Source organism: bacterium, assembly GCA_039961635.1.
In the GTDB taxonomy this organism is placed as follows: Bacteria; 4484-113; 4484-113; order JAGGVC01; family JAGGVC01; genus JABRWB01.
This window is the reverse complement of sequence record JABRWB010000019.1, coordinates 20,226-38,678: the sequence shown is the minus strand read 5'-3', so window position 1 is coordinate 38,678 and position 18,453 is coordinate 20,226. Positions and strand designations below refer to the sequence as shown.

The window sequence follows — 18,453 nt, the reverse complement described above, 5'->3', positions numbered from 1 at the left end:
AGGCAACCTGGGATTCTATTTCGCGGAGTTCTTCTCCAGCCTGCGGGAAAACAGGTTCATCGTGCTCACCTACGGCTTGCAGGTGACCATTTCGCTTCTGGTTCTCGGATACTTCCTCGTTGTAATCGTCGGAATCAGCAATTTCATCGGCCGGCTGTCGAAAATGGTCGAGATTCATGCCTATCTGTCAAAAGATCTCGCGCCGGAGGATTTCCTGCGCATAGACAAGGAAATAAAGGCGCTCGAAGGAGTGGAAAAAGTCAAGTTCATAAGCGCCGAGGAAGCCGCCGAGAACTGGAACAAGACGACCGGAACCGACCTCGAAAGTCTGCTCGAATACAATCCTCTGCCCGCGAGCTACACGGTCAAAGCGAAGCGTTTGGACAAAGTGAAGGAGCTTGCGGAGCAGGTCAGGCGCATCAATGGAATTGACGATGTCCGCTACGGCCAGGATATCGTCGTCAAGCTCTCGCGCGCGTTGTTCGTCGCGCAGCTGATATTCGGCGTCACGATTCTTTTGCTGTTGGGAGCGAGCTTTTCTTCCATCAACAACATAGTCAGGCTTTCGATTTATTCGCGCCGGCGCGAAATCAGGATTATGCAGCTCGTCGGAGCAACCAAGTGGTTCATCCGCTGGCCGTTCCTGCTCGAGGGGATGCTGGTCGGGATGCTCGGCGGCGCCGTGTCGGCGGGGCTCGTATGGGCCAGCTACTACGGCCTGGCCAACCTGATAGGCGAGCTTAAAGTGCTTTCCGCGGGCGCGCAAATGGAGCCGGCCCGTTTAGAGTTCATAGTATTGGCGCTGGTCGCGCTCGGCTCGGCGGTCGGCCTGGCATCAAGCTTCAGCGCGCTCAACAGGTTCCTTTACGAGGACGAAAAGATGCTGATAGAGACCGCCAGAATCCGCCGCGAGCTGGAGGACAGGAAGTGAACGGCTTGAGTGTTATTATTAAAGGCGTGTTCAGGCGGCTGTTGGGAGGCCGGGCGGCGGCGGTTTTCGCCGCGCTGGCGCTTGTCATCGCTTTCGCGGGGCTCCAGGCGGCCCCCGCGTCGGCAGCACGCAGCTACAAATCCAGGCTGCAGGACATCCGCGAAAGGAAGAAGCGCATCGAGGCGGACATCCGCAAGCTGCGCGAGGAAAAAGGAAGCCTTTCGGAGGAGCTTCGCAAGCTGGACGGAGACCTTTTGAAGTCGCAGGAGGAGCTTGAAGGCGTTCGGGCGGAGCTGGCCGAGCAGGAAAAGGAAAAGGCGCGGCTTGAGGAAGAGCACGAGTCGGCCAAGGCGGACCTGGAAGACAAGCGCGGCCTTCTCGCCGACCGCAGCGTGGAAATCTACAAGCAGGGCGACATGACTTATCTGGACGTCGTCCTGGGCGCGCAAAGCTTCTCGGATTTCATCGACAGGCTGTTCTACCTGCAGGTGATAGTCGAGAACGACGGACAGCTTATCGAGCAGGTGGAGGACAAGATCGCCGAAGTGGTGATGATGCGTGTCGCGGTCGAGCAAAAGATCAACGAGGTGAAGGAGATAAAGGAGGAGATCGCTGCCCGAATAGAGGAGATAAAGGCAACGCGCAGCACCAAGCAGGACGCGATTAACGCGATTTCCAGGGACGAGGCGCTTTACCTGAAGCAGGTAAAGGAGCTGGAAGAAGAAAGCAAGCGGATTCAGGCGGACATCAGAAGGCTCACGTCGTCCGGTGGCGGTTACAAAGGAGAATGGAAGGGCAGCTTTCTGCGGCCTGCGCCGGGGCCGATTACTTCCGGCTTCGGATACCGCAGACATCCGATCTTCGGCGTGACGAAGATGCACACGGGGGTGGATATCGACGGCGAGACGGGCGATCCGATAAAGGCGGGAGGCGACGGGAAGGTTATCTGGGCGGACTGGCGCGGCGGATACGGCAAATGCATAATCATCGATCATGGCAAGGGCGTGAGCACGCTCTACGGTCACTTATCGGCATTTGGCGTGAAAACGGGCGATGTGGTGAAGGCGGGACAGGTTATCGGGCGGATGGGCTCGACCGGCTACTCGACGGGCAGCCATCTGCATTTCGAAGTGCGGATAAACGGAGACCCGGTGGATCCTATGCGCAAGTTGTAGATATGGAATACGGATTCATTTATTCTGCCAATTGAACGTTTGTACTAAACTCTCCGCTCCTGCGGGCTTCGGGAATCGCCTGATGTGCGGCTTTTAGCCGTTTCAATCGGATCGTTTGAGGATTGATGAATATGAATTTAAAATTCGAATCAAAATCGCGAAGCCAATACATATTGGACCGGGCGCTGTCCATCGCGATATTCGTATTGATCGCGGTGGTGGCATTCGGCGCGGGATATATGAAAGGCTCGAATCCCGGCCAGACCGCGTTCGGCGCCGACGAGCTGCAGGTCGGACTGATAGAAAAGACTTACGCGGAGCTGAACCGGAGATACGTCAAGCCGCTGAAGGATTACAAAAAAGACCTTTTGTACGGCGCAATGCGCGGAATGGTGGAGGTGCTCCACAGGGAACCTTTTCTCGATCCCTATTCTAGCTTTCTTGATCCTTCGGGATACCGCGGTTTGAACGCTGAAACTACGGGAAGCTACGCGGGCATCGGGGTGCGCATAGAGATCGATCCGGACAAGATGCTTCCGCGGATATCGAGCGTGTTTCGCGGCTCTCCGGCCGCCGATGCCGGGCTGAAGGTGAACGATTACATAACAATGATCGCCGGAGCGTCGACCGAGGGGCTGACATTGGATGAAATCGGAAAAAGGATCACCGGCAAAGAAGGCACGAAGGTCTCGCTCACCGTATCCGACGCGGTTACCCACATCACCCGCGATGTAGAAATAACGCGCAAGACTGTGACGATTCACAGCGTTGAGGATTCGCGGATAATCGCACCGCAAACAGGTTACATCCGCATCGCAAGCTTCAGCGAAAACACGACCAAAGAAACGCTTGAAGCTCTGCAGAACCTTGATAAGCTGGGGATGAAAAAGCTGATAATTGATTTGCGCGGCAACGGCGGAGGCACGCTGGACAACGCGATAGACATCGCCGGCATGTTTCTGCCGAAAGGCGCGGTGGTTACCAGGCTGGTTTACAGGAACGAGGCAAAAGAGCGAAAAGTCGAAAAGGATTTTCCCCGCTTCGAAATTCCCGTGATTATCCTTGTTGACATGAATACCGCGTCCGCAAGCGAGGTGCTTGCCGGCGCGCTGCGCGACCACGGCAAGGCCGTGCTGGTGGGCGAGAAAACTTTCGGAAAAGGAAAAGTGCAGGAAATCGTCGAGATAAAGAACGATGCCTCGCAGATGCGGCTTGAAGATTTCCGCGAGTCCGCAAACGTGATCGTATACGGGTACGAACTGCCGGACGGCTCGGTGCGGGCGACGGAAGTCAAGGCCGATCCGGATCCTGCGCGTGACACGGGCGAGGCGTCCGTCGAAGGCGCGATCACCGCACTCACCGACGACGGATTCAAGGTCGGGGACGTTCCCGTGCATGTTACGAATGCGACAAAGTTTTCCGGCGTGCAGTCCGACCAGCTTGCGATTGTGCTGACAGTTGCCACATACTTCACGCCGAACGGCCACGACATCGACGCGAACGGCGGACTCGAACCAGACGTGCAAATTTCGTTCGAGGAATACAAGAGCGAAATCCCGAGGCTGGCCGAAATCGAGGCCGAAGTGAACCAGATGCGCGACCGGATTATCAAGGCACGCCAGGAGTTTTTCGACAGCATGAGCGAGCGTGATGTGGTGTTGGGCAGGGTGCAGGACGCCTTCGACGATTATTTCGCGAAGGGTTCCGCCGCGCGCGATAAATCCGAAGCCGAGTTCGCGGCCAAACTGAAGGAGGACGCCGCCGAAAAGAATCCGTTGGAGCCGGAATCGGACGAAAACTCCACCAACCAGACACCCGGGGCGTCCGGCGGGTGATCCGGAGCGGTGCGGCCAAACGCCGCGCCAAATGCTTTCATCTCAAATTTCACAATTTTAAAAGGAGCTTAAAGGATGGAAAAAATCGTCAGCCCGTGGGACATGATGCTCGGACAGAGGGTGGCCGTGTTTATAGACGTGCAGAATATGTTTTACTCGGCCAAGCACCAGTACAATCGCAAGATAGACTTCGCGAAACTGCTTAATTTCATAGTCAACGGGCGCAACCTTACGCGGGCGATCGCGTACGTTATACAAGCGGGAGAAGTGGATCAAACGAGTTTTTTGAACTTTCTAAAGCTGAACGGCTTCGAAGTCAGATCGAAGGAGCTAAAAGTGAGGCCGGACGGAAGCTCGAAAGGCGACTGGGACATGGGGATGGCCTTGGACTGCCTGATGTTGTGCGACCGCGTCGACATAATCGCACTGGTCACCGGGGACGGAGACTTCTCCGAGCTTGTCAACGCCTTGAAGGCGCGCGGCTCGCGGGTCGAGGTGTACGGATTCCCGATGAACACTTCCGAGGAGCTTAAAAAGGCCGCAACCGAGTTCACCGCCTTGAACAGCGACGTTTTGCTATATGAGCAGTAGGATTTTTCTTTCGCTTTGCGGCATTTTCGCTTCGCTTATCGCAGGCGCGGCCGCGCAGGACGGTTCCGGAATCGCGGCCGGAGGCGCGTCCGCGTTTTCGGGGCCGATTAGGATAAGCGGGGGGGACTGGCGATGGGAGTTCGAGGGCGGCAAGGCGAAGGGGGTCGGCCGCGGCACAATCACGATCACTTGGGGAGAGCTGACCGCGAATGCCGAAAGCGTGACCTTGTCGAAACCCCCGGTGGTGGTCGAGTTGACGGGCGGAGTCAAAGCGCGCTGGCGGGATTCCGAGTTCCTGTGCGCGGAGCTGCGCGCGGACGAAGATGCGAACGCGGTTATGGCGCGCGATGTAGTCGCGGAGTTCGTCGAACCGGCGCTATCCGTGGCCGCGGACGAAGCTTCGCTTGCGGGCGCGTTTTCAAATAAAACGGAAAGGCGCGTGGCCGCGTTCAGAGGAAACGTCGAAATGAACGCGGCGGAATTCGGGAGTGTTGCAACCGGCGAGGCAAAATACTACCCCGACGAAGGCCTTGCGGAAATCCCGGAAGCCTTCTCCGGCGCGATTCCGATGTTTTTTGTTAAGGATCCCGAAAACCCGTTTTACGGCGAAACCGCATCCGTGTCGGGCGATTCGATTTCCGCGGTTATGGGGCCGGGCGGGGAAATTCTTGACGCCGCCTGCGAGCGAATCTCGATCGAGTCTCCTAGCGGCTCGCTATACGCGCCGACTCTCGCGCTTTCCACCGACAAAGGGCTCTTCGAGATTGTCGCGCGCGCTTCGCCTTCCGAAAAGATATCGGGTCATTTCATTGCCCCCGACGGCCGAAAGGCTGACTTTTCCTGCAGCAGGTTCTCTGCGCGGGAACGTTCGAGGCAGGTGTCGCTGTCGGGGCGAGTGGAAGTGACCGGGGAGGGAATTACGCTCCTTTCGGAATTCGTTTTGCTCGCCGCCGAAGGCGATGGTTTTCGCATTTTATCCACCGGCGGGAACAAGCTGTCGCTTGAGGATTTATTTATTGGGCAGGGCGCCTGAGCGCACGTGACGGCGACGAACGTGTGCTACAATTCTAGCCTGCTTTACTTCGGAGGTCCGCGATGGATGTTGATGTCCTTTTAAGATATATGGCTAGCAAAAACGCGTCCGACCTGCACCTAGGCGCGCGCAGGCCGCCGATTATCCGTGTGGACGGCGACCTCCAGTTCACGGACTTCCCCGTGCTGGACAACGAAACGCTTGAGAAGATCTGCAAGCAGCTGCTCACTCCGAAACGCGAGTATAAATTGGAGGAGCAGAACGAGATCGACTTCGCGTACCAGCTCGAAGGCGTCGGCCGCTTCCGTTGCAACATTTTCCGCAAGACCGGCGAGCTGGCCGCTGCGCTTCGTCTCATTCCCGACCGTATTCCCGGATTCGAGGAATTGAACCTGCCGTTGATACTGGAAGAGCTTTCGCTCGAACGGCGCGGCATTATCATCGTGACCGGCACCACCGGCTCCGGCAAGTCCACCACGCTCGCGTCGATGCTGGAATACGTCAACCACCGTCGTCCGGTTCACATCATCACGCTCGAAGACCCGATCGAATTCGTCCACCACGACAAGGAAGCGATCATCAACCAGCGTGAAGTCGGCGTGGACACCGACAATTTCATAGACGCCATCCGCGGCGCGATGCGTGAAGATCCGGACATCATCCTCGTAGGCGAGATGCGCGACCGCGAAACCGTCACAGCTACGTTCCAGGCCGCGCTCACCGGCCACCTCGTGCTGACCACCCTCCATACATTGGACGTAGTGCAGACCATAAACCGCGTCGTGGACTATTACCCTCACGACATGCAGAAGCAAGCCCGGCTTATGCTTTCGGAAACAATAAAGGCAATAATCTCGATGCGCTTGCTGCCGATGGTCGGCGGCGGCCGTATTCCGGCGATGGAGATTATGAAAACCACCGCCCGCATCCGCGAGTTCATCGAGGATCAAGAGCAGACCTACTCCATAAAGAACGCGATCGAAGAAGGCAACGCCGAAGGGATGATCACTTTCGACCAGTACCTGCTCATGCTCTATCACAAGGGCAAAATCACTTACGACACGGCGCTTAACGCGGCCACCTCTCCGCACGACTTCAAGCTGCTCGAACGTCAGGCGGCGGAGTACAAGGTGAAGGGCCAAAAGATTGAAGCGTACGAATCCGGCAGGCTCAAGAAAAGGGAAGATTTCGAGGCCGGAATCTGAATGCCTGCACTCCGTGTGCCGGTCTTGCTGCAAATGAGCCCCGAAGTCGCGCGCAAGCTCGCGATTGCCTCGCTTGCGGAGCCGCTCATTTACGCGGCTCTCGCGGTGTTCGGCTTGATTATGGGAAGCTTCGCCAACGTGCTGATATGGCGTCTTCCGCGCGGGGAAGAGGTGGTTCGCACTCCAAGCCACTGCCCGATATGCGGCAAGCCCGTCCGTTGGTACGACAACATCCCAGTGTTGTCGTGGTTGATTTTGGGCGGCAAGTGCCGGGATTGCCGCGGCGCTATCTCGGTTCGGTATCCGCTGGTGGAAGCCGGAACGATGCTGGTATGGCTCGGAACGTACCGGCTGGCGACCGGCGCCGGATATGAGCTTTTTCCCGCTTTGATAATCGCGGCTTGCGCCTTCGTCCTTTTCCTGGTTTTCGTCATCGATCTCGAAACCTATTTGATTCCCGACCAACTGGTCTGGTGGGGGATTGTACTTGCAGCCGCGTTGATTTTCTCCGGGGAAAGTCCTTCGGGAGGATGGATTTCAGCAATCATCGGCTATTTCGCGTTGTCGTTATTGCTTGTGATCATCGGAATGATCGGCAACGCTGTGGTTTTTCCGAAAACTTTCCGCGAAGAAGGCGGCCCGCTTGTGTTGCTCGCGTGGCTTTGGTACCTGGCGACGTTTCCGATCGCTTATCCGGTTAGGCATTTTCTCGGCAAAGACAACGCCGATAAAGACGAAGTGTTGGACGCGGAAAGCGCAACGGCAGAGCAATCCGCGATGGGCGGCGGGGACATCAAGCTAGCGACTTTCATGGGGCTTTTGCTAGGATGGAAGCTTCTGATCGCGGCGTTCGCGTACGCGGTGCTCGCGGGCGGGATCGTCGGAGCGGGATTGCTCGTCGCCAAGATGGCAACCGGACGGTACAAACGCGGGCTGAAGCTGCAGTTCGGCCCGTTCTTGGCGCTTGGATGCTTCGCCGCGATTTTCTGGGGCGCGGATTTGATAACGTGGTATTTGCGCTTTACGCACATCGCCGCCGCGCCTTGAGTTTGCAACAATCTTAATCGCTTTTCGGTGTTCGCGCGGGGTATCATGTTGTCCCGCCAAGGTTCAGGAGAAGTTGTATGAATTCACAATTCGAAATCAAAACTCTTGCGCAAGCCATCCCCGCCTATGATTGGTGCGCGGCTCGCACGGCGCAGGTGGTCGACAAAATCACGCCCGATATCGCGGACTGGAGCCCGCCAACACCCGACGGCAGCTATCATTTCAGGCTGAAGGACATCGTCGCGCACATCGGCGATTCGTATTTCCTAGGGCGCGGCCGGCTGGACGGCGTGTTTTCTTTCGAGAAGTTTTTCCTGCGCCCGCCGGAAAATTTCGTCGGACAGCACGTTACATGGACGCCCGTACTCGATTTCACTCTGAATGAGGCCAAGGCGCACCTGCAGGAAGCGCGCGATGTATGGGCCGAAGTTATGGCGCGACCGTTCGAGACCGCGCATGTTCCTTCGGATGGCGCGCTGCGCCAATTCGAGGAAATGAAAAAGCTGGTTGGCGAGGGCAAGATGCCGGAGCGATTCCTTTCATTCGGCGCGGCAAACGCGTTGCACGCGACCGCGTCGCTTATGGCGCATGAAACGGGACACAGAGGCACGCTCATCACGCTTCTTAGGCTTCATCACGGTGTTTCGTTCGCCGAAGATTAAGTTCCATCTTGGCGAACCGGATTTGTTGCAGTCCTTTTGCTCCCGCGGCTTTGGGGAATTGCTGCATAAATCTAATTTTGACGGAGGAATCATCATGGATTCGCAGGCTGCATCATCAAAAACAATCGCCAACGCGCTTCCGGCGTACAAATGGAACACCGAATTTACGGAAAAAGTGATAGCCAAGCTCACGCCGGAGCTTTTCGACTGGCGCCCCGAAACCAAGGACGGAAGTTGGCACTTTTCGCTCGGAGAGCTCGCGGCGCACATCGTGGACGCGGGATTGATGTTTTACGGCCAGCTTTCGGGCGACGAGTTTTCGGACGGCGACTGGTTCATGAAGCCGCCGGAAAACTTCGAGGGCGGTTCCGGCGAATGGATGCCTACGCGCGAGTTCACGCTGGAAGACGTCAAGGCCAAGTTCGCCGAAATGCGCGCCAAGTTCGCGGAAGTCCTGGCCTGGCCGATCGAGAAGGCGCACGAGCCCACTCCAGGCACCGAGAAGGCGTTCAAGGAATGGGAGAAACAGGTGGAGGAAGGCAAGTTCCCCAAGGAGTTTCTCGCGAACGGCCCGGCGACGCCGGTGCGCGTGATTGCCACGCTTATTTCGCATGAAGCCGCGCATCGCGGAACTTTGCTGACGCTGATGCGCGTTTTCCACGGGATTTCGTTCGCCGAGCGGGAATCGTAGTTTCCAGGCAGGCTGAATTGCCCCCAAGCCGCGCGACTTGGCCGAGACCGGAACTTTCGACGCGCGGAATGACGCGGTCGCAAGGCGGTTGCGCCCGGGTAGTATCATGCCCGCGTGCTTTGGATGATAGACAATCCTCTGGACGTAATTCCGCGGGTCGCCGGCCATCCGGCGATCGAGCGCTCGCTTGTTTCGTACTTCACAGCGAAGCACGAGGCGGGAGTTCCAATCGCGCTCGTGGACGATCCGCAAAATCCGCGCGTCCTTTTCGGACATCTGGGCGGATGGTGCAGGCTCGCGGCGAGCGATCCGTCGGTATGGCCGTCGGTGATGGAAGATCTTTTCCGCGAGCGCGTCGAACAATCCCCGCCGTGGCCGGACCCCGCGCTTGTGCATGACTGGGAGAATCCCCGCAACGACGGCGAAACCTCGAACGGCGAGCGCGGACTGTTTTTGGATCAGGCTCCGTTGCCCGCGTGGGAGGCGGCGATAGCCGCGGGATTCCAAGCCACCGGCGACGAGGAGGACAACAGGAACACCGCGCACATCTGGGCGATAACGGGCGAGCCGCGGTTCGCGCATTTGGTCAAGCATCCATGCCGCCTGGGAAAAGGACACGAGTTAAAAGAGCTGTTGATGCAGGGAATCCACTATGACGAGAAAGGAGAGTACACGGCGCGATGCCTTGACGCCGGCCCGTCGTTCGTGTGCGAGGTGGACGGACTGCCGGTCTGCTGGAGCTGCACGCATCTGTCCGGCGCGATGGGGATGATTTACACTCCGGAAGAGCACCGCAGAAAGGGCTATGCGCGTTCGCTCGCGGCGTTCCAAATCGACACGATGCTTGCGATGCACGGAATCGCGTTCTGCCACATCCTGGACTGGAACACGGCGTCGCAGGAACTGGTAAAGGGATTCGGCGCGGAGCCGAACGACGAGCCGCTCGTTTGGCGCGGCGTCGCGTGGCCGAAATAAAATTCACGAAAATCCTAGTGATGATGCTCCACCGGCGCGCCGGTGGCGATGTGGTAAATCGCGCGCGCGGTCAGCGCCGCGCCCAGAAGCGTGATTATCGAAGTGCTGATAACGGGCACGATCCGCGCCCACTTGCTTTCCGCGACCTTCGTTCCGATCAACCCCGCGGCCTTGACCAGCGCGATGCCGATCGCGACCATAACCGACGCCATCCCGATGCTGTGGATCACGACGAGAATCAATCCCTGGGCGAAACGCCCGTACGCGACGGCCGCCAGCAGCACCGTCATCGCGCCGGGGCAGGGGACGATTCCGCCCGACACTCCGAGCGCGACGAGCTGCGCGAAAAGCGGCTTCTGCGCGGCTGGAGCGGCTTTGGTGTTTTCGCTTGAAAGATCGTGTTGATGCTCGTGTTCACCCGCGTGGGGATGGCCGTGCTCATGCCCGTGCGGATGCGCGTGGCCGTGGTGATGATGCGCGTGCGCGGCGACGCCGGTTTTCGCTTCGCGAACGCGCACGCCGATCATCCATCCGCCGACGAAAAGAATCAGCAGCCCGGATATAAGCTCAAGCGCCCTCTGCACCGTATCCGGAACGAAAAACTCCGCGGCGACGGTCGCGAGCACGCCGAGGATAATCACGCTGCCCGTGTGGGTGATCGTCGCGACTATTCCGAGCACTACCGCGTCGTACACGCGCCCCTTCGTGCCGACAAGATACGCGGCGATTATCATCTTCCCGTGGCCGGGTTCCAACGCGTGCAGCGCCCCGAGCCAGAAAGATGTGACGGCGAGAATCGCAAATTCCACGGGCGGGATTGTAGCCGATGAAGGCAAAGCAACTTCGAATGGTCGGCCCGGGGTATAATAGGCTGGGGTGATTATATGAAACCCAGGCAGGAAATCGTGTTCAACGTCGAGGAAGCCGAAGAAGGCGGCTACATCGCGGAAGCGCTCGGCGAAGACATAATCACGGAGGCCGACACGCTTGAAGAACTCAGGGAGAACATGCGAGAGGCGGTTGTCTGCCATTTTAGCAATGTCGACTCGCTTTGGATTGTGGTTCGAAAGTGCTGAATTCCGCTATCCCGGAAATGGCCTATAATCTATACGTATGTTGGCATTGACAGGTTTTTTTTTTTCTGATAGTTTCCAATCCCGCCACAGTGACGGGAATACACTTAAGGAGATTTGTATGAAACAGCTTTTTACATTGCTTGCGGTTTGCACATTGGTTGCCGGTCTGGCGATGCCGGTGCACGCGGATGACCCGATTGGTTTTGCGGTATATACCAAACCGGGCTTTCAGTCAATTGTAATTCCCATTTACGACGGAGATGCGAATGCCGCTGGCTGGGCGCATTATTCGGGTTCAGGCTACGATGCATGGGTTTCCGTTTGGGGCGGCGATTGGGCTGACGTTCCCGCAAAAGCAACAGGTCACTATTACTGCGTGATTGATGAAGGACCGGGTTGCAGGTCAAGATGGGATTGTGGATCTGACTCAACAGGGACTTGCTCGCTTGAGGCTCCCAATTGTCATGCTAGCTCGACCTGCGCATAAATTCGGCTTTACGGTCATTGTGATGGAGGATAAAATGCGAACATTTCATCGCATACCTTTGTTCGCCCTGCTTGCATTGTTCTTTGCGCTGATATGCGCAGTCTCAGCACATGATACGACCGCAAGCACCGAGAATACAACCAGCACTCAAACTGGTTGTTGCGGAATCGGCGGAGCCTTGATTTGGGAAAGATGGGTTGGCGGAGAACTCAAGGACTACGGGAAATGGTATTACGGCAAAAATGTTGTCAGTTGGCTCGAGTTTCCTTCTTCAGAAGGCGGGATGCTGAAGCTGATTGCCATAAACTACCCGCTTAAAGAAGGCCAGGAATTTCCAAAGCTAGAGCAGGGCCACCTATGGTACAAGGTCATGAAACCCGGTGTGATGATGGTTCTTGCCGAACAAAAGACACCTGGCGAAGAGTGGATTTTTCGCAACGGCGCATGCGGATTGATAGCGGACACGCCATTCGATCCTGATGCTTACACCGACTACTCAATTCGTTATATCTGGAAGGATAAATGGGACAGGCAAGGCCAATTGAGCCTCGGGCATGGATTTTGGGCGTATTTCAAATCGGGTTTAATGCCGGAAGCAATGGTTTCGACTCCGGGAAGCTACCCGTTTGAATGCGATCCCGAATGGGCTAAACTGACTTGGGTCAACGTGCCGATCCCGCCTGAATATGGCAAATTTTACGGACGCGCGCATGCCGCCGGTGAAGTCTGGACAGTCACGATTAACGGAGTTGATTACAGCGCGACTGCAACAGAAGGCGACCCACTCATCGATCCGGACAGTTTGAAGTTTCAGTGTCCCAACCCAAACTACGAGCCTTAGCCCGATTAACCGCGTTTCAGCTTGAACGCGCCGACGGTTTGTTCAATCGTGAGCGCAAACTTCACCGCCGCGTTAGTATAGCCGTCGGATACGTATGCCGCGCCGTCGCGCACGAGTCCCGCGTCGTCCAAGTTGTGCACGCCCATGTCGCCGTCCGCCTCCGCGCGGATTCCCGCTCCTTCAGGGATCGCTAGCTTCACCTTTCCCGCGTTGTTCGACACGCTGACCGCGACTTCCGGTACGAGCGAGCCGAGTTTCGCCGACACTCCGCCCAGGCTGTTCTCGATAACGAGGCTGCGCACGCGGATATCGCGCAGATCCAGCTTCACCGCGCCCGCCCCAGTGTCAACTTCGACGTCGTAAAGTGCGCCCGGATGCAGCGTGCAATCGAGCGTTCCCGCCTCGGTTTCGAGCAAAAGCGTTCCCTTCGACGCGTCGTCCGCATCCGCATGGAACGAAATTCCGTCCGGCGCCACGCCCCTGCGCGTGCCCGACGCGAGCAGGTCAGGCGCATCGTGCGCGCCGCGGATCTTCACCGCTCCGACCTTGGCGGATACGATCACTCTCGCTTCGGCCAGGCCTTCCGGCAGCTTGACGCGGAAGTTTTTTTCGCTCGAATACGCGCTCACCACCTTGTCCTTGCCTTTCGCGAAAATGACCTTGCCCTTCACACCCGCGGCCTTCGCCGCCTCGGAGAGCGCGCCGTACACGTCCTTCATATTGCGCACGACCGCGTCGGGTAGCTCGCGGATGAACTCGCGGAATTCGCCCGCGCCCGCCGCGTCCGGCGATGGGTCTTCGTTGACCAGCTTCAGAAGCCGCTCGGCCTCCTCGACCGAAATCTTTCCGTCTTTCAAAAGGTTGAGAATCTTCACATGCGCACTGCCCATTTTTTCACCTCGATTAAGCGCGGCGTTAATGCCGCGGTTCCCGGTAGCTCAACTTCGCAATTCCGATAACCTTCGCTCGGCCTCTTCAGCGGTTATCTCGCCCGCCGCGAGCAAATCGAGAACCTCGTCGCGCCGCGCCGCAAGCTCGGCTTCCAGAGCGCCCCGCTCCGCCTTCCCCGCGCCCAGACCCAGCCGTACGATAAGGCGCTCCAGCCGGCCGCGCACAGTCGGATATGAGATTCCGAGAGCCGCTTCGACGTCCTTGATCACGCCGCGCGCCCGCAGGAACGCCCGCAGGAAGTCGAGATCCTCGCCCGAAAGCGAGGCGAACTCGCTCTGCCGGAACCTTCCCGACAGCTCCGAGCCGCACCCGTCGCACGAGAGCCGGGAGACCGCCATCGCCCCGCCGCACACCGGGCAGGGCCCGCCGAAATCGTAAGTCTTCTTCGCCATAACATTAAGGATTTTAACATAGATATTAAGATTGTCAAGTTGTTGTGCCTCGGCAATTATATATTGTAATTTAGTGTGCCGTTCCCAAAACGCCTGGATCGATCCCTTGCACTCTTGGTTGTAGCTTTTCTGCGGTGATTGTTTGACGAATGCGAACAATTGCCGTAAAATAGCTAATCGTCGGGTTGATGACCCGAATGTATGGATGTTCGAATGAGGCAAACTATGTCCGGAAACAATCTGCTCCGAGCCGGTTCTCGAATGGACCTCGTCAGATGCCTGGTGAGCGAAGGGGATCGCATATTCACTCTGGCGCGCGCCCGCGAGCTTGCCGGGGAAGCTGGGATTTCCGACGGCTATCTTCGGCAGGCGCTCCACCACCTGGCGAGGACGGGCTGGGTGATACGATTGCGCAAGGGCATTTACGCGATTTCGTCCGCCGTGCCTGGAAGCGCGCCGGTTCATGAGTTCGAAATCGCAATGTCTCTGGTAAAGCCGGCCGCCATCTCGCATTGGTCGGCATTGAGCCATCACGGCTTGACTGAACAGGTTCCGGGCATGGTATTCGTTCTAACGACGACCGATGCGTCGGTGCCGCGGTTGCGCGATGCGGAGGCCAAGCATGGCGGTGGAATTTTCGGCGTTGGTGACGTTTCTTTCCGTTTCGTACAGGTAAAGCCCGAACGTTTTTTTGGAACCGTGAATGCGTGGATCGGCGAAGCGCGAGTGAAAATTACGGATCCCGAGCGGACGCTGCTTGACGGACTTAATATGCCTCAATACTGCGGCGACTTTGCGAATGTGCTCCACGCGTTTCGAGTGCGCGGCGCAAGCCTCGATATAGAAAGAATCGTGGATTACGCGCTGAGGCTCGACGCCGCAACCGCCAAGCGGCTCGGCTGGGTGCTCGAAAAGCAGGGAATTGCGTACTCCAAGCTGAAACGGCTGGCCGCACTTCCGATAAAAGGCTACCGCAAGCTCGATCCGAAGGGGCCTCGCAGGGGACCCACCAACTCGCGCTGGATGATTCAGGAAAACCTCCCCGGAAAGGTGAATGCATGAAGCCGTTGCGCACGCGGCTCCAGGAAGCGCGAAAGCGTCTTGGGCTCCCCTGGGAGATATTGGAACGCGACTATCTGCTGTCTTGGATTCTGGCAGGTATCGGGCATGTCGAATCGCTTCGTGACACGCTTGTATTCAAAGGCGGCACGGCGCTAAGAAAATGCTACTTCGGTGACTACAGATTTTCGGAGGACCTGGATTTTTCAGCCCTTCCCGGCGTTCCAACTGGAGGCAAAATGGAGCATGCAATTCGCGATGCGTGCGATGCCGCGTCGTCTTTGCTTGACGAATATGCGCCGGTGGACATCGCCTGCGAGCGTTACACGGAGAAGGAACCGCATCCGGGCGGCCAGGAGGCGTTTATTATCAGGGCTCGATTCCATTGGCAAAGCCAGCCCAATACGCGCGTGCTGATCGAGACGACCATAGATGAAAGGGTTGTTATGCCCGCGCCAAAAAAGAAAATAATACATGAATATGGAGAACCGCTCGACGCGGAAATCCAGGTCTATGCGCTGGAGGAAATTGTTGCGGAAAAGCTCCGCGCGATTCTCCAGCATGCAGCGATGCTCGAAGAGAGGGGATGGAGCCGATCCCGCGCCCGGGATTTCTACGATATCTGGCGGGTGATCGAAACCTATGGAGGCTCGATGGACTTTGCCCATTTCCCGTCCTTGCTGAAGGAGAAGTGCGCAGCGCGAAAAATCTTTTTCAATGCTCCGGAGGACTTTTTCGAGGAGCGAATGCTTGCTTATGTCGAGAAAACGTGGGATCAGTTCCTTGGACCGTTGGTGCCTGAGTTGCCTGACTATCATACCGTCATTGGCGCATTGCGCCCGATAGTCAAATCAATCGTTTCTGCCGATAGGTGATTAGGCGAACTCACGAAAGATTTTTTCTCTTGGCTGCTGGTCTATCCCTACCCCCCTTCGTACGCCTTTTGGAGCTCGGCCATGTCGAGCTTGACCATTCCCATCACCGCCTCCATCACGCGCTCGGTTGCCTCGGGGCCGCCGGCGGTGAGCATCGTTTCGATGGACTCGGGATCGATCTGCCAGGAGAGCCCGTAGCGGTCTTTCAGCCAGCCGCACTGGATTTCCTCTCCGCCGTCCGTCAGTTTCTCCCAGATCCGGTCTATTTCCTCCTGCGTCTCGCAGTGGACCATGATCGAAACCGCCTGGTTGAACTTCTGCGACGGCCCGCCGCCCATCGCCATGAACTTCTGCCCGCACAGCTCGAAGCACACAAGCATTGCGCCGCCGGTCTCGCCCGGCACGTTTTTGGGCCTGCGCGCCACGGAGGTTATCCTCGAATCCGGAAAAATCGAAACGTAAAACTCCGCGGCCTCTTCCGCATCGGTGTCGAACCAAAGGAACGTCGTCATCCTCATCGCATACGCCTCGCTTTTCGCAATCGGGAAATTGGATTGGCGCGATTTGCGGCGCGCCCGCCAGAATTGGTACCTGCGCGGCGGGATTGTTATCTCGCCGTCAGGATTAGGCGCCGTATATCGGGGTAAATCTGTCTGCTCACTTTCGCACTTTCCGCATCCGGCTTGACTCATCCGCCCGCGCGGCGTACCTTCGAAGCGATTTCCTTTTAAGGAGGTCGTATGGCAGGCGCACCAAGGATTCTGGTTCTAAATATCGGCGGCACCTCGACGAAGGTAGCCATTTTTTCAGGCGAGCGGTGCCACGCCGAGGCGTCGGTGCCGTTCCATCCGGGAAAGCCGTACGCGAACCTTGCGGACGAGGTGCCGGATCGAACCGCGCAGGTGCGGGCGTTCCTTGCCGAGCAGGGCATAGGCGGGCAGGCTGCATCCGATCACGCGTCGTTCGCCGCCGCGTTCGACATCGTGGCGAGCCGGGGCGGGATTCTTTCGCCGCTTCCCGCAGGCGTGACGCGCGTGAACGAAGCGATGCTTTCCGACCTGCGCGAAAACAAATTCGGCGCGCACGCGAGCAATCTTTCAGCGCAGGTGGCGCATGCGCTGGTCGGCGACGAGGTGCCGATTGTTATTGTCGATCCGATAGTCGTGGACGAGTTCGACGACGTCGTGCGCATATCCGGCGTGCCGGGGATCGCGCGTGCGTCGCGGCTGCACACGCTCAACATCCGCGCGGTTGCCAAGCGCGCCGCATCCGAGCTGGGCAAGCCGTTCGCGGAATGCAGCTTCGCGGTGGCGCATTTGGGAAGCGGATTTTCGATCGCCGCGATAGAGCGCGGCCGCATAAAGGACGTGACCGACGCGCAGCTTGGCGAGGGGCCGTTCTCGGTCAACCGGGCTGGCGTCCTGCCGTTGCGCGGGCTGATGAAGCTGTGCTACTCGATGCCCGAAAACGAAGTGAAAGACCTTCTCTCGAACAAGTCCGGGTTCCAGGGCTACCTTGGGACGAGCGACTTCCGGGAGGTCGAAGCGCGCATCGACGCGGGCGACGCCGAGGCGAAACTGGTTTACGACGCGATGGTGTACCAGGTGGCGAAGAACGCGGGCGCGTACTGGACCGCGCTCAAAGGCAGGGGCGACGCGATACTTTTGACCGGCGGGATGACGAAGAGCGAGCGGCTCGTGCGCGACTTGCGGGAGTACCTCGATCCGCTTGCGCGCGTGATGGTTTTTCCGGGAGAGGACGAGATGGGCGCGCTGGCGCGGGGCGCGCTGGCCGCGCTATCGGGCGAGGAGCCGATACGCAAGTATCCCGGCGGCGAACCGGAGTAGCGGGTATAATCAAATGTGCCGCGAACCAATTGCTGGCGCGGAGCCGAAATGAAATACATCGTCACCTAAACGCCGGACGAGGACGGCGGATTCATCGCCGAGTGTCCGAACCTGCCCGGGTGCGTTTCGCACGGAGATACAAAAGAGGAAGCGAGGAAAAATATCCGCGAGGCCATCGAGCTGTGCCTCGAAGTGCGCCGCGAACTCGGTATGCCGGAGTACGTATAATTCGGAATTAAAGGCCTGCAATCGATTGCTTAAGGCCGCTTGCCCTTGAAAAACTCCCGAAGCAGCGCAGCGGATTCCTCCGCCAGTACGCCCTCCGATACTTCCCAATCCGCGAAAAACGGGTGCTCCTGCAGGCCGAACCTGCCGAACAGACCGCCGAACTTTTCGTCGCGGACGCCGAAGACGACGCGCCGGATGCGCGCGTGCGCGAGCGCGCCTAGGCACATCAGACACGGTTCGATTGTCGAGACGCATGCTACATGGCCGAGATGGTCGAGGCGGAAGTCGCCAGCCGCGCGCTCGGCCTCCCGCAGCGCGAGTATCTCGGCGTGCGCGGATGCGTCGCAAAGCTCGCGCGTGCGGTTGCCGGCACGTGCAAGAAGCAAGCCGCCGGGCTCGCCGTCCGGAAACGCAACCAGCGCCGCGCCGACGGGCACCTCCCCGCGGTCAGCCGCGCCGCGCGCTTCGTCAAGCGCGATTCGCATCCAGGCTGTCCAGTCGGGAGAAGGCATGTATGGATTTTACAGCAGGTGCAAATAGCCGTATAGCGGT

General features: G+C 58.2%; 20 protein-coding genes and 1 pseudogene. 16 read left to right on the top strand and 5 right to left on the bottom strand.

The window, feature by feature from the left end:
• The first annotated feature begins 61 nt into the window (after nt 1-61).
• From HRF49_03285 to HRF49_03240, 10 genes are all read left to right on the top strand, one after another.
• Entirely contained in the window at nt 62-931 is an 870-nt protein-coding gene (locus HRF49_03285) for an ABC transporter permease (GenBank protein MEP0813673.1), read from the top strand.
• Complete coding sequence (locus tag HRF49_03280; protein MEP0813672.1) at nt 928-2,106, top strand: peptidoglycan DD-metalloendopeptidase family protein; 1,179 nt, start codon at nt 928-930, stop codon at nt 2,104-2,106. The genes HRF49_03285 and HRF49_03280 overlap by 4 nt, the downstream gene beginning before the upstream one ends.
• Before the next feature lie 131 nt (nt 2,107-2,237).
• A complete protein-coding gene (locus HRF49_03275; GenBank protein MEP0813671.1) occupies nt 2,238-3,941 on the top strand; it encodes a S41 family peptidase in 1,704 nt (567 codons plus the stop codon).
• A gap of 102 nt (nt 3,942-4,043) precedes the next feature.
• Nucleotides 4,044-4,532: an NYN domain-containing protein gene (locus tag HRF49_03270; protein ID MEP0813670.1), complete on the top strand. Its 489-nt coding sequence runs from the start codon at nt 4,044-4,046 to the stop codon at nt 4,530-4,532.
• Nucleotides 4,522-5,565 (top strand): hypothetical protein, encoded by a 1,044-nt coding sequence (locus tag HRF49_03265; GenBank protein MEP0813669.1) that lies wholly within the window; start codon nt 4,522-4,524, stop codon nt 5,563-5,565. Before HRF49_03270 ends, HRF49_03265 begins: the two co-directional genes overlap by 11 nt.
• Nucleotides 5,566-5,627: 62 nt before the next feature.
• Entirely contained in the window at nt 5,628-6,770 is a 1,143-nt protein-coding gene (locus HRF49_03260; protein MEP0813668.1) for a PilT/PilU family type 4a pilus ATPase, read from the top strand.
• Complete coding sequence (locus tag HRF49_03255) at nt 6,771-7,817, top strand: prepilin peptidase (protein ID MEP0813667.1); 1,047 nt, start codon at nt 6,771-6,773, stop codon at nt 7,815-7,817.
• 77 nt (nt 7,818-7,894) lie between these two features.
• The gene (locus HRF49_03250) at nt 7,895-8,479 is read left to right on the top strand and encodes a DinB family protein (GenBank protein MEP0813666.1); all 585 of its coding nucleotides are present in this window, start codon (nt 7,895-7,897) and stop codon (nt 8,477-8,479) included.
• 94 nt (nt 8,480-8,573) lie between these two features.
• Complete coding sequence (locus HRF49_03245) at nt 8,574-9,170, top strand: DinB family protein (protein ID MEP0813665.1); 597 nt, start codon at nt 8,574-8,576, stop codon at nt 9,168-9,170.
• A 123-nt stretch (nt 9,171-9,293) separates the two neighbouring features.
• Entirely contained in the window at nt 9,294-10,145 is an 852-nt protein-coding gene (locus HRF49_03240; GenBank protein MEP0813664.1) for a hypothetical protein, read from the top strand.
• Nucleotides 10,146-10,159: 14 nt separating this feature from the next.
• Here the strand turns inward: HRF49_03240 and HRF49_03235 are convergent, their stop codons facing one another.
• A complete protein-coding gene (locus HRF49_03235; protein MEP0813663.1) occupies nt 10,160-10,981 on the bottom strand; it encodes a hypothetical protein in 822 nt (273 codons plus the stop codon).
• Nucleotides 10,982-11,029: 48 nt separating this feature from the next.
• Between HRF49_03235 and HRF49_03230 the strand changes: the two genes are divergently transcribed.
• Entirely contained in the window at nt 11,030-11,221 is a 192-nt protein-coding gene (locus HRF49_03230; GenBank protein ID MEP0813662.1) for a 2-oxoisovalerate dehydrogenase, read from the top strand.
• A 383-nt stretch (nt 11,222-11,604) separates the two neighbouring features.
• A complete protein-coding gene (locus HRF49_03225) occupies nt 11,605-12,549 on the top strand; it encodes a hypothetical protein (protein MEP0813661.1) in 945 nt (314 codons plus the stop codon).
• A 5-nt stretch (nt 12,550-12,554) separates the two neighbouring features.
• On the opposite strand, the gene HRF49_03220 is transcribed toward HRF49_03225, so the two are convergent.
• Both HRF49_03220 and HRF49_03215 read right to left on the bottom strand, forming a co-directional pair.
• Nucleotides 12,555-13,439 (bottom strand): hypothetical protein, encoded by an 885-nt coding sequence (locus tag HRF49_03220; protein MEP0813660.1) that lies wholly within the window; start codon nt 13,437-13,439, stop codon nt 12,555-12,557.
• Between the two features lie 48 nt (nt 13,440-13,487).
• On the bottom strand, nt 13,488-13,892 hold the full coding sequence (locus tag HRF49_03215; protein ID MEP0813659.1) for a DUF2089 domain-containing protein: 405 nt from the start codon (nt 13,890-13,892) through the stop codon (nt 13,488-13,490).
• A 213-nt stretch (nt 13,893-14,105) separates the two neighbouring features.
• Here HRF49_03215 and HRF49_03210 point away from each other — a divergent pair, with 213 nt between their 5' ends.
• The gene (locus HRF49_03210) at nt 14,106-14,954 is read left to right on the top strand and encodes a type IV toxin-antitoxin system AbiEi family antitoxin domain-containing protein (GenBank protein MEP0813658.1); all 849 of its coding nucleotides are present in this window, start codon (nt 14,106-14,108) and stop codon (nt 14,952-14,954) included.
• Complete coding sequence (locus HRF49_03205) at nt 14,951-15,826, top strand: nucleotidyl transferase AbiEii/AbiGii toxin family protein (GenBank protein ID MEP0813657.1); 876 nt, start codon at nt 14,951-14,953, stop codon at nt 15,824-15,826. The genes HRF49_03210 and HRF49_03205 overlap by 4 nt, the downstream gene beginning before the upstream one ends.
• A 47-nt stretch (nt 15,827-15,873) precedes the next feature.
• On the opposite strand, the gene HRF49_03200 is transcribed toward HRF49_03205, so the two are convergent.
• Nucleotides 15,874-16,344 carry a VOC family protein gene (locus HRF49_03200; GenBank protein MEP0813656.1) on the bottom strand — a complete coding sequence of 157 codons (471 nt, stop codon included), beginning with the start codon at nt 16,342-16,344 and terminating at the stop codon, nt 15,874-15,876.
• Between the two features lie 222 nt (nt 16,345-16,566).
• Between HRF49_03200 and buk the strand changes: the two genes are divergently transcribed.
• Nucleotides 16,567-17,673, top strand: a complete 1,107-nt coding sequence (gene buk / locus HRF49_03195; GenBank protein ID MEP0813655.1) for a butyrate kinase — start codon at nt 16,567-16,569, stop codon at nt 17,671-17,673.
• Between the two features lie 48 nt (nt 17,674-17,721).
• Nucleotides 17,722-17,901 (top strand): annotated as a pseudogene (locus HRF49_03190) (type II toxin-antitoxin system HicB family antitoxin).
• Between the two features lie 29 nt (nt 17,902-17,930).
• Here the strand turns inward: HRF49_03190 and HRF49_03185 are convergent.
• Nucleotides 17,931-18,413, bottom strand: coding sequence for a nucleoside deaminase (locus tag HRF49_03185; protein ID MEP0813654.1), 483 nt, complete (start codon nt 18,411-18,413; stop codon nt 17,931-17,933).
• Nucleotides 18,414-18,453 lie beyond the last annotated feature (40 nt).

What these genes read in the sequence shown, in the direction of transcription:
- HRF49_03275 (MEP0813671.1), top strand. Translation starts at nt 2,238, where the DNA reads ATGAATTTAAAATTCGAATCAAAATCGCGAAGCCAATACATATTGGAC.
- HRF49_03270 (MEP0813670.1), top strand. Translation starts at nt 4,044, where the DNA reads ATGATGCTCGGACAGAGGGTGGCCGTGTTTATAGACGTGCAGAATATG.
- HRF49_03265 (MEP0813669.1), top strand. Translation starts at nt 4,522, where the DNA reads ATGAGCAGTAGGATTTTTCTTTCGCTTTGCGGCATTTTCGCTTCGCTT.
- HRF49_03260 (MEP0813668.1), top strand. Translation starts at nt 5,628, where the DNA reads ATGGATGTTGATGTCCTTTTAAGATATATGGCTAGCAAAAACGCGTCC.
- HRF49_03255 (MEP0813667.1), top strand. Translation starts at nt 6,771, where the DNA reads ATGCCTGCACTCCGTGTGCCGGTCTTGCTGCAAATGAGCCCCGAAGTC.
- HRF49_03250 (MEP0813666.1), top strand. Translation starts at nt 7,895, where the DNA reads ATGAATTCACAATTCGAAATCAAAACTCTTGCGCAAGCCATCCCCGCC.
- HRF49_03245 (MEP0813665.1), top strand. Translation starts at nt 8,574, where the DNA reads ATGGATTCGCAGGCTGCATCATCAAAAACAATCGCCAACGCGCTTCCG.
- HRF49_03240 (MEP0813664.1), top strand. Translation starts at nt 9,294, where the DNA reads ATGATAGACAATCCTCTGGACGTAATTCCGCGGGTCGCCGGCCATCCG.
- HRF49_03230 (MEP0813662.1), top strand. Translation starts at nt 11,030, where the DNA reads ATGAAACCCAGGCAGGAAATCGTGTTCAACGTCGAGGAAGCCGAAGAA.
- HRF49_03225 (MEP0813661.1), top strand. Translation starts at nt 11,605, where the DNA reads ATGAAGGACCGGGTTGCAGGTCAAGATGGGATTGTGGATCTGACTCAA.
- HRF49_03220 (MEP0813660.1), bottom strand. Translation starts at nt 13,439, where the DNA reads ATGGGCAGTGCGCATGTGAAGATTCTCAACCTTTTGAAAGACGGAAAG.
- HRF49_03215 (MEP0813659.1), bottom strand. Translation starts at nt 13,892, where the DNA reads ATGGCGAAGAAGACTTACGATTTCGGCGGGCCCTGCCCGGTGTGCGGC.
- HRF49_03210 (MEP0813658.1), top strand. Translation starts at nt 14,106, where the DNA reads ATGAGGCAAACTATGTCCGGAAACAATCTGCTCCGAGCCGGTTCTCGA.
- HRF49_03205 (MEP0813657.1), top strand. Translation starts at nt 14,951, where the DNA reads ATGAAGCCGTTGCGCACGCGGCTCCAGGAAGCGCGAAAGCGTCTTGGG.
- HRF49_03200 (MEP0813656.1), bottom strand. Translation starts at nt 16,344, where the DNA reads ATGAGGATGACGACGTTCCTTTGGTTCGACACCGATGCGGAAGAGGCC.
- buk (MEP0813655.1), top strand. Translation starts at nt 16,567, where the DNA reads ATGGCAGGCGCACCAAGGATTCTGGTTCTAAATATCGGCGGCACCTCG.
- HRF49_03185 (MEP0813654.1), bottom strand. Translation starts at nt 18,413, where the DNA reads ATGCCTTCTCCCGACTGGACAGCCTGGATGCGAATCGCGCTTGACGAA.